This is a genomic window from Thermoleptolyngbya sp. C42_A2020_037 (genome assembly GCF_015272455.1).
In the GTDB taxonomy this organism is placed as follows: domain Bacteria; phylum Cyanobacteriota; class Cyanobacteriia; order Elainellales; family Elainellaceae; genus Thermoleptolyngbya.
Map to the genome: position 1 here is coordinate 40,276 of NZ_JACYLP010000055.1, position 7,804 is coordinate 48,079.

Consider the following 7,804-nt stretch of genomic DNA (forward strand, 5'->3'; position numbering starts at 1 on the left):
GACGCGACCACCAGCCCGCAGGTGCAACTGCAATCTATAGTGCGATACGACCCTGCTGACCGCAGTCACGATCAACACTATTTCTCAGAATTCTCCAGTTTTGCAAAGGCTCGCTGCATCAAAGATAGAAAAGTGCCCAGGAGACAAGAAAGTGCCCAACCGCCTGACTGCTCTGCCAGGATGCTGGGCACTGGTGCCATGCTTTGGTGTGGAGCGGGGTCGTTGCTCAGCGCAGAGGCGATGCAATGACCCCCCTTAGAGAGAGAGTAGAAATAGAGAACAGAACGCCTTTATCCCACTATTACAGGTCGAGTCCGGGGGGAATCAGCACCTGATCGATTACGTGGATCACGCCGTTGCTGGCTACGATGTCGGCCTGGATGACGCGAGCGCCGGAGACAGTGACGGTTTCGCCATCCTGGGCGATCGCCACTGAGTTGCCCTCGACCGTTGCCACTTCACCGGGCTGAATCGCATCTGAGGTGACGCTACCGGAAACCACATGATACGCCAGAATTTGCTGCAACACACGCTGGTTTTCGGGCTGTAGCAACGCCTGCAACGTTTCTTCGGGCAGTGCCGCAAAGGCTTCATTCGTCGGAGCAAACACCGTAAACGGGCCAGCTTCGTTTAGCGCACTGTCCAGACCTGCTGCTTTGAGGGCAGCTTCTAACGTGCTAAAAGATTCCCCTTCGGACACAATCTGGGTCAACGTGCCCGCTGCCATCGCAGTTGCCCCGTCGGTTCCTGGAGCAACATCCGCCGTCGGCATATCAGCAGGCGCTTCTACACCCGTGACCGTCGCATCAATGACCGTTTCGCCCATCGTCGTCTCGCCAGCTACGGTTTCAGAGACAGCATCGATCGTGGCGGCAGAGGGCATGACTTCATTCATCGTCGAGGCCATGCCGGGGTAAGTGTAGGCTACAGTCGCCGTTACAACGCCCAAACCCAGCAGCTTGATCCACTGATTGCGAGTGCTCGTTTGCTTGATGTTCATGGTTACCTCTTTGCGACTAAACGCCTTGCTGAATGATTAATCAACAACCCCGCATATTGCGAAATGTTGCGAATACTTACAGACTCGTAGCAGTCTAAAATCAGCAGGTCGCAGAAACCGTCAACCAGAGGTAGGAGATTCGCCCTTAGCAAAGATCTGTCTCAGGACAGAGGAAAAACTCAAACAAACGGCGTTTTGCCGGAAACACCGCCCTAAAGCCTTGAAAAAGTTTCAAGAATAAAGAGTATTATGAGTTCTCTTTAGACAGCGAGATTAGACGCTCTTTTCCACCGAGTTGCTCTAAAAAGTAGTGACAGCCGCGAGACGAGTCGAACAAGTGCAGCCCAAATTCTTGCGAGATGGCTTCGCACACGCGCACGCCGCGCACGCTGTTGCCCCGTTCGTCGAGTGGGGGCGAAAAGACGGCAATGCCAAGCTGGTCGGGCACGACGGCAATAATGCCGCCGCACACGCCACTCTTGGCAGGTAGCCCTACGCGATAGGCCCACTCGCCCGCAAAATTGTACATACCGCAGGTATACATGACGCTGAGCATGTCGCGCACATAGCCTGCCTCAACGGCGCGATCGCCCGTCATCGGGTTCACGCCTTGGTTCGCCAGCGTCGCCGCCATCACTGCCAGATCCCGACAGGACACCATCACCGAACACTGCTGAAAGTACAGATCCAGCGCTTCTTCAATGTCCCAGTCCACCATTTTGAAGTGGCGCATCAGGTACGCCATTGCCCGGTTGCGATCGCCCGTGGCCCGCTCCGACACATAGGTTGCCACATCCACCACAATGTCGTGACCCACGTAGCGGCGAAACATATCCAGCAGGCGATTGAGCCGTTCCGTCGGGCCGTCGCCAGCAATGAGGCTGGTGGTGGCGATCGCCCCCGCATTCACCATCGGGTTATAGGGCCGCTTCGACGCTTCATCCAAAATAATCGCGTTAAACGCATCACCCGTCGGCTCCACGCCCACCCGCGCCAGCACATAGTCGCGCCCGTGGTCTTCCAGCGCCAACCCCTGCACAAACACCTTAGAGATGGACTGGATCGTAAACAGGTGCGCCGTATCGCCCACCTCAAACACCTGTCCATCCGCCGTTACCAGGCAAATGCCAAACAAATTGGGATCTACCTTGGCCAGTTCGGGAATGTAGTCCGCCACTTTGCCCCCACGCAGCTCGCGGCAAGATTGGTAAAGACCTTCCAAAAAAGACTGCACTGCATCAGGTGTGCGGCATAGGCTGGCATCGTCGGGCATGGCAACGTTTGGGGAATGGAGTGGAGAAGACAGGCGAGAAAAGCAGGGCTTGCCGCATCTGGAAAACCCAGAAAATTCTAATAAATTCTGGGGTTTGTGCCAGAGCAGTTCATGATTAGAGGTGTCGTTATTTCCCCAAAGCTGTGTTTGAGGTTTCCCAGCACCCATCCCAATATCTCACCTATGCGCTGACCGATTCGGCCACCGATGCCCGCCTAGAGGTCGTGCCTGAGCGCGGCGGCATCATCACTCGCTGGAGCGTGCAGGGGCGCGACATTCTCTATCTCGACGAAGCCCGCTTTGCAGACCCCAGCCTCAGCGTGCGCGGCGGCATTCCCATCTTGTTTCCCATCTGCGGCAACCTGCCCAACAATGCTTACACCTACAACGGCCAGACCTATCTGCTGAAGCAGCATGGCTTTGCCCGCGATCTGCCTTGGCAAGTCACCCACACCGAAGCCCTGGATCGAGCCAGCATCACGCTCAACCTCAGCAGCAGTGACCAGACCCGTGCGCTCTATCCGTTCGAGTTTTCGCTGGACTTTACGTACATCCTGGAGGGCAATCGCCTGGTTTTGCAGCAGCAGGTCACCAATTCGGGAAATACCATCATGCCCTTTTCGCTGGGGCTACATCCCTATTTTGCGGTGTCGGACAAGGCGCGGCTGGATTTTGACATTCCTGCGACGCAATATGTAGACCAGCGCACGCAGGAAACCCACGCCTATATGGATGGGTTCGATTTCAGCCAGGACGAAATCGACGTGCTGTTTCGCAAGCTGTCGTTTCAGTCTGCCACGGTGGAAGATTTTCGGGAAAACCTGAAGCTGCGGCTGGATTTTGACGATCCCTACACGATGCTGGTGTTTTGGACGCTAAAGGGCAAGGACTTTTACTGTCTGGAACCCTGGACGGGGCCGCGCAACGCGCTGAACACGGGCGATCATTTGATCGAGCTAGCTCCGGGCGGCACAGTGCGAACGAGTTTCCGCATCACGGCGCAGTTGTCTTGATGCAAAGCCTGGACTGGGGTGGCGTGGCTTTGCTATAAGGTGGTCGCAAACTTGCAGGACGTACAGGGGGGCGATCGCCCTCATGCTAATCTGCGCCAAAAAGCGGGCCATAATTTTTTGGAAGAACCTCCATTTCAGATGACTAAGGTGATATATTGGTTAATCGGTGCTGCTTAGCACTGATGGGTCGCTAGCTCAGCGGTAGAGCACTCGGCTTTTAACCGATTGGTCCTGGGTTCGAATCCCAGGCGACCCATTTTTTCTGCGACAATACGCGATCAATTCGAGTCACCGCTGCGCTGTGGGCCGTTTCCTTCGCTGCCATGATATGAAGCTGTCCCTCAATCAGTTCCACGCGCTCGTCGGCAACCAGGATGCCCGCTTCCACCATGCGGCGATAGTCCTGCACACTGAGCGATCGCAATTCAGGGGCGATCGTCATCGGTTTCACGCTCCTTGTAAAGCGGTAAATCGGCAGCCAGATTAATCCGCAGCCAGACTAATCCGCAGCCCATGTCTCTCTATACAAAAGATAGAATAAGCATTTATACTTAAGAATATTGAGACGGGTTGCAATCGGACGTTTCGCAGCCGACTTGCCGGACGATCTCGCGTCCGGTGATGAAAGTGTCTTAAGATTATCGTAAGCTTTTCTTGTTCAACGCCGAAATTAGCTGAACACACCGACTAGGAGGAATTTCTATGGCGCTCGTGCCTATGCGACTGCTGCTGGATCACGCAGCCGAAAACGGCTACGGTATCCCTGCGTTTAACGTCAACAACATGGAGCAGATCCAGGCCATCATGCAGGCTGCTCACGAGACCGATAGCCCGGTGATTCTGCAAGCTTCTCGTGGCGCTCGCAAATATGCAGGCGAAAACTTCCTGCGTCACCTGATCCTGGCGGCGGTGGAAACCTATCCCCACATTCCCATCGTGATGCACCAGGATCACGGCAACGAGCCTGCGACCTGCTATTCCGCCATCAAGAACGGCTTTACCAGCGTGATGATGGACGGTTCGCTGGAAGCAGATGCCAAAACGCCCGCCAGCTACGACTACAACATCGCCGTGACGAGCGAAGTGGTGAAAGTGGCTCATGCCATCGGCGTTTCGGTGGAAGGGGAACTGGGCTGCCTCGGCTCTTTGGAAACGGGCAAGGGCGAAGCAGAAGACGGACATGGCTTTGAAGGCGAGTTGGATCACTCCATGCTGCTGACCGACCCCGACGAAGCGGTGGACTTTGTGGAGCGGACTCAGGTAGACGCGCTGGCCGTTGCCATCGGCACCAGCCACGGAGCCTACAAGTTCACCCGCAAGCCGACCGGCGAAATCCTCGCCATCAGCCGCATCGAAGAAATCCACAGCCGCCTGCCCAACACCCACTTGGTGATGCACGGCTCCTCTTCGGTGCCCGAAGACCTGATCGCCCTGATTAACCAATATGGTGGCGCAATCCCCGAAACCTACGGCGTGCCTGTGGAAGAAATCCAGAAGGGCATCAAGAGCGGCGTGCGTAAGGTGAACATCGACACCGACAACCGTCTGGCGATCACCGCTGCGGTGCGCGAAGCGCTGGCTGCCAATCCCAAGGAGTTTGACCCCCGCCACTTCCTGAAGCCGTCGATTAAGTACATGCAGAAAGTCTGCGCCGATCGCTATCAGCAGTTCTGGGCAGCGGGCAACGCCAGCAAGATCAAGCAGGTTTCGCTGGAAGAGTATGCTGCCAAGTATGCCAAGGGCGAACTGACCCAAGTGGCTAAGAAGGCTGTTTCTGTTTAGTTTTTACTAGTTTTTAACTGGAAATCAGAGGCGATCGCCCCTTTTGGAACTCAACCAATCGGGCGATCGCCCCACTCAGTCGCTCCTTTGCATTGCAGGGGGCGGCTTTTTGATCTCGGTGAGCGAATTGCACTGTGCCCCAGGTCGGCCTAACTTTGGAGAATTCGCTATAAGAAGGGGATGATTCGCAATCCTGCCCCCCAAAATCGCACACTGCAACTGACCGATGCCGAGCGATCGCACTTTCGCACCCGCCTGCTGCATCTAGATCGCCTCGCTGGGGTGGATGAACTGTTGAACCGGACGATCTGCCAGGATGTGTTTGAGGCGGCAGTTTGGCTGCCTCGTGAATTCGTCGATTTGCTGGTACTCGACCCACCCTACAACCTCAGCAAGCAGTTTAACGGGCAAACCGTCCGGCGGCGATCGCTCTCGGACTATGCCGCCTGGGTGCAGTCGTGGCTGGTGCTGCTGCTGCCCACGCTCAAGCCGACGGCCTCGGTCTATCTCTGCGGCGACTGGCAATCATCCCCCGCCCTCTACGATGTCGCTTCTCAGCACCTCATCATCCGCAACCGCATCACCTGGGAGCGGGAAAAGGGTCGCGCCGCCCGCGCCAACTGGAAAAACTGCTCAGAAGACATCTGGTTTTGCACCGTGTCGCCCGACTATTATTTCAACGCCGAAGCCGTGCGGCTGAAGCGGCGAGTCCTTGCTCCCTACACCCAAAACGGCAGCCCCAAAGACTGGCAGCGCCAGCCTGACGGCAACTTCCGCCTGACGGCCGCCTCAAATTTGTGGACTGATTTGACCGTTCCCTTCTGGTCTATGCCCGAAAACACGGATCACCCGACCCAAAAGCCCGAAAAGCTGCTGGCAAAAATTATTCTCGCCAGTTCTCCGCCCGGAGCCATTGTGTTTGACCCGTTTCTGGGTTCCGGCACAACTTCGGTGGTTGCCAAAAAGCTGGATCGGCAGTTTGTCGGCATCGAGCTAGACGAAACCTACGCCTGTCTGGCAGAAAAACGGCTGGCGCTGGCCGAGGGCGATCGCCGCATCCAGGGCTACACCGACGGCGTATTTTGGGAACGGAATAGTAGGGGTTAGGGGTTATTGCTCCGCAACGCTAACGCGAGGGGGGTTGGGATTAGGCAAAATCAGATTATCCGTGCCAAAACCGCCAATCCAAAATCCAAAATCGCCAATCTAAAATCCAGCTCGCGGGTTAGAAAGTAGACAGAAACTACTCGAATGTGGTGCGGATAATGCGTTCGCCGGGGAGCCGATCGACGGCGGAAAGTCCCAAATCGCGCACGACGAAAGACCGTTGCAGCCAGCGATCGCGCCCGTCGTAGCGGGGCACAAAGGACGAGCGGCCGTGAACCGTGCGGCGATTGTCGATGCAGAGCAGGTCGCCCGTGTCGAGTTTGATGCCGCGATAGACCTGGGCGATCGCCTCTCGCAATGCTGCCAGCGCCTCTTCTGCCTCCGGCGTGGTAGCGGTCATCAAGTCTTCGTCATAGTTCAAAAATGGGTCATTGCGGCGGCCGTAGAGGACAGGCAAAATGCGACTGCTCTGCTGCGTGCGATCGCGATTGCCAAAGGAATAGTCAATCCCAGTGCGATAGAGCGGCTGGAACAGGAGGTCTTGATGCGCCTCCGACAGCAGCGGCAAGGCATGGGCAACGCTGGCATAGGTGGTTTCGGCCGCATGGTCGTGGTCGGGCCGCAGGCAAAACAGCAGCAAAAACTCCGGCGGGTAGGGATGAAACACGGTTTCCCGGTGAAACTGGAGCCGCGTCTGGGAACCCGTAGACACCTGCACATGCTCCGTTCCCTTCACCGGAGCCAGATTTTGAAACAGGTCGCCGTTTTTTTCTTGAATATAAGACACCAGATGCCCCAGGCGGCTGCCGATCATCGCCAGACAGCGCTCACTGACAAAGGTGGTTTTTTGGGGCGATCGCTCGGCGTTGGGCGGCGTGGGAATGCGGTACAGCCCTGGATCAATCGGCAGTCCGCGAATCAGCAAAATACCATCGCTGTTCGAGCGCACCTGAAACTCTAGGAGCGATCGCCGCACAAAGCGCGGCATCTCGTCTGCCCGCATTTCACAATCAAACAAAAACTCTTCGGTGTCCTGGTAGGGATTGGGCCCCGGTGCCAGAAACAGGTTCATCGTCGCTTCGTCAAACTCGCCGCAGTCTACTATTTCCGGTGTTTCTGGAATTGACGGCAAAGTTGCCGGGGGTTGCAAAGGGGGTTGTGGGGATACTTGGTGTGTGGATGCCTGCGTCAACATCTCGATTCCTCCTCAGACCTGGAACGACTATAGCCGCCAGATTGCGACGATGGCGGTTCAGCCACAACAGTTCTGCGCTAATGCACTGCTAATGCGCTTTCTCCAGCTTAGCCTTCGCGATGCTTAAGTTCCCAGACTGTAAAAAAGCGCGAAAAAAGCGCGAAAAAGGCGTACCCGATGCCCAGGTACGCCCATAGCCAAGCTTCTCAGAGTCAATGATTACGCTTTGGTCTGCTTGGCTTGCTTGCGCTTTACCGAATAGCCTGCGCCCAGCGCTGCCAGACTACCTAGAATCGTCATCGGCTCAGGAACCGCAGTACTTGTTGGAGGAGCTACAGAAGGGGTTTCAGGCATCATGACGACAGGAACTTCGGGTTCAGGAGCCTTGACTTCGGGTTCGGGAGCCTTGACTTCGGGTTCGGGAGCCTTGACTT

The 7,804-nt window shown here is 56.3% G+C and carries 7 protein-coding genes and 1 tRNA gene; 4 read left to right on the forward strand and 4 right to left on the reverse strand.

The genetic code is table 11. The features are described 5' to 3' along the window. Positions 1–301: 301 nt before the first annotated feature. Positions 302–1,000, reverse strand: a complete 699-nt coding sequence (locus IGS16_RS19700) for a fasciclin domain-containing protein (RefSeq protein WP_297088390.1) — start codon at positions 998–1,000, stop codon at positions 302–304. Between the two features lie 247 nt (positions 1,001–1,247). After that, positions 1,248–2,273, reverse strand: a complete 1,026-nt coding sequence (gene glsA, locus IGS16_RS19705; RefSeq protein WP_297088392.1) for a glutaminase A — start codon at positions 2,271–2,273, stop codon at positions 1,248–1,250. 143 nt (positions 2,274–2,416) lie between these two features. Between glsA and IGS16_RS19710 the strand changes: the two genes are divergently transcribed. From IGS16_RS19710 to IGS16_RS19725, 4 genes are all read left to right on the forward strand, one after another. Then, positions 2,417–3,286 (forward strand): aldose epimerase, encoded by an 870-nt coding sequence (locus IGS16_RS19710; RefSeq protein WP_297088394.1) that lies wholly within the window; start codon positions 2,417–2,419, stop codon positions 3,284–3,286. A gap of 184 nt (positions 3,287–3,470) precedes the next feature. Further along, positions 3,471–3,542: transfer RNA gene (locus tag IGS16_RS19715), tRNA-Lys, on the forward strand. A 446-nt stretch (positions 3,543–3,988) separates the two neighbouring features. Then, entirely contained in the window at positions 3,989–5,068 is a 1,080-nt protein-coding gene (gene fba, locus IGS16_RS19720) for a class II fructose-bisphosphate aldolase (protein WP_297088396.1), read from the forward strand. A gap of 180 nt (positions 5,069–5,248) precedes the next feature. Further along, entirely contained in the window at positions 5,249–6,175 is a 927-nt protein-coding gene (locus tag IGS16_RS19725; protein WP_297088398.1) for a site-specific DNA-methyltransferase, read from the forward strand. Positions 6,176–6,311: 136 nt separating this feature from the next. On the opposite strand, the gene IGS16_RS19730 is transcribed toward IGS16_RS19725, so the two are convergent. Together IGS16_RS19730 and IGS16_RS19735 are read right to left on the reverse strand one after the other, a co-directional pair. Beyond that, positions 6,312–7,325, reverse strand: a complete 1,014-nt coding sequence (locus IGS16_RS19730) for a TauD/TfdA family dioxygenase (RefSeq protein WP_297088400.1) — start codon at positions 7,323–7,325, stop codon at positions 6,312–6,314. Between the two features lie 264 nt (positions 7,326–7,589). Beyond that, on the reverse strand, positions 7,590–7,804 hold a 215-nt coding region (locus IGS16_RS19735; protein ID WP_297088402.1), incomplete at its 5' end, for a PEP-CTERM sorting domain-containing protein.

Coding starts and splice junctions, on each gene's coding strand:
- IGS16_RS19700 (WP_297088390.1), bottom strand. CDS start 1,000: ATGAACATCAAGCAAACGAGCACTCGCAATCAGTGGATCAAGCTGCTG.
- glsA (WP_297088392.1), bottom strand. CDS start 2,273: ATGCCCGACGATGCCAGCCTATGCCGCACACCTGATGCAGTGCAGTCT.
- fba (WP_297088396.1), top strand. CDS start 3,989: ATGGCGCTCGTGCCTATGCGACTGCTGCTGGATCACGCAGCCGAAAAC.
- IGS16_RS19725 (WP_297088398.1), top strand. CDS start 5,249: ATGATTCGCAATCCTGCCCCCCAAAATCGCACACTGCAACTGACCGAT.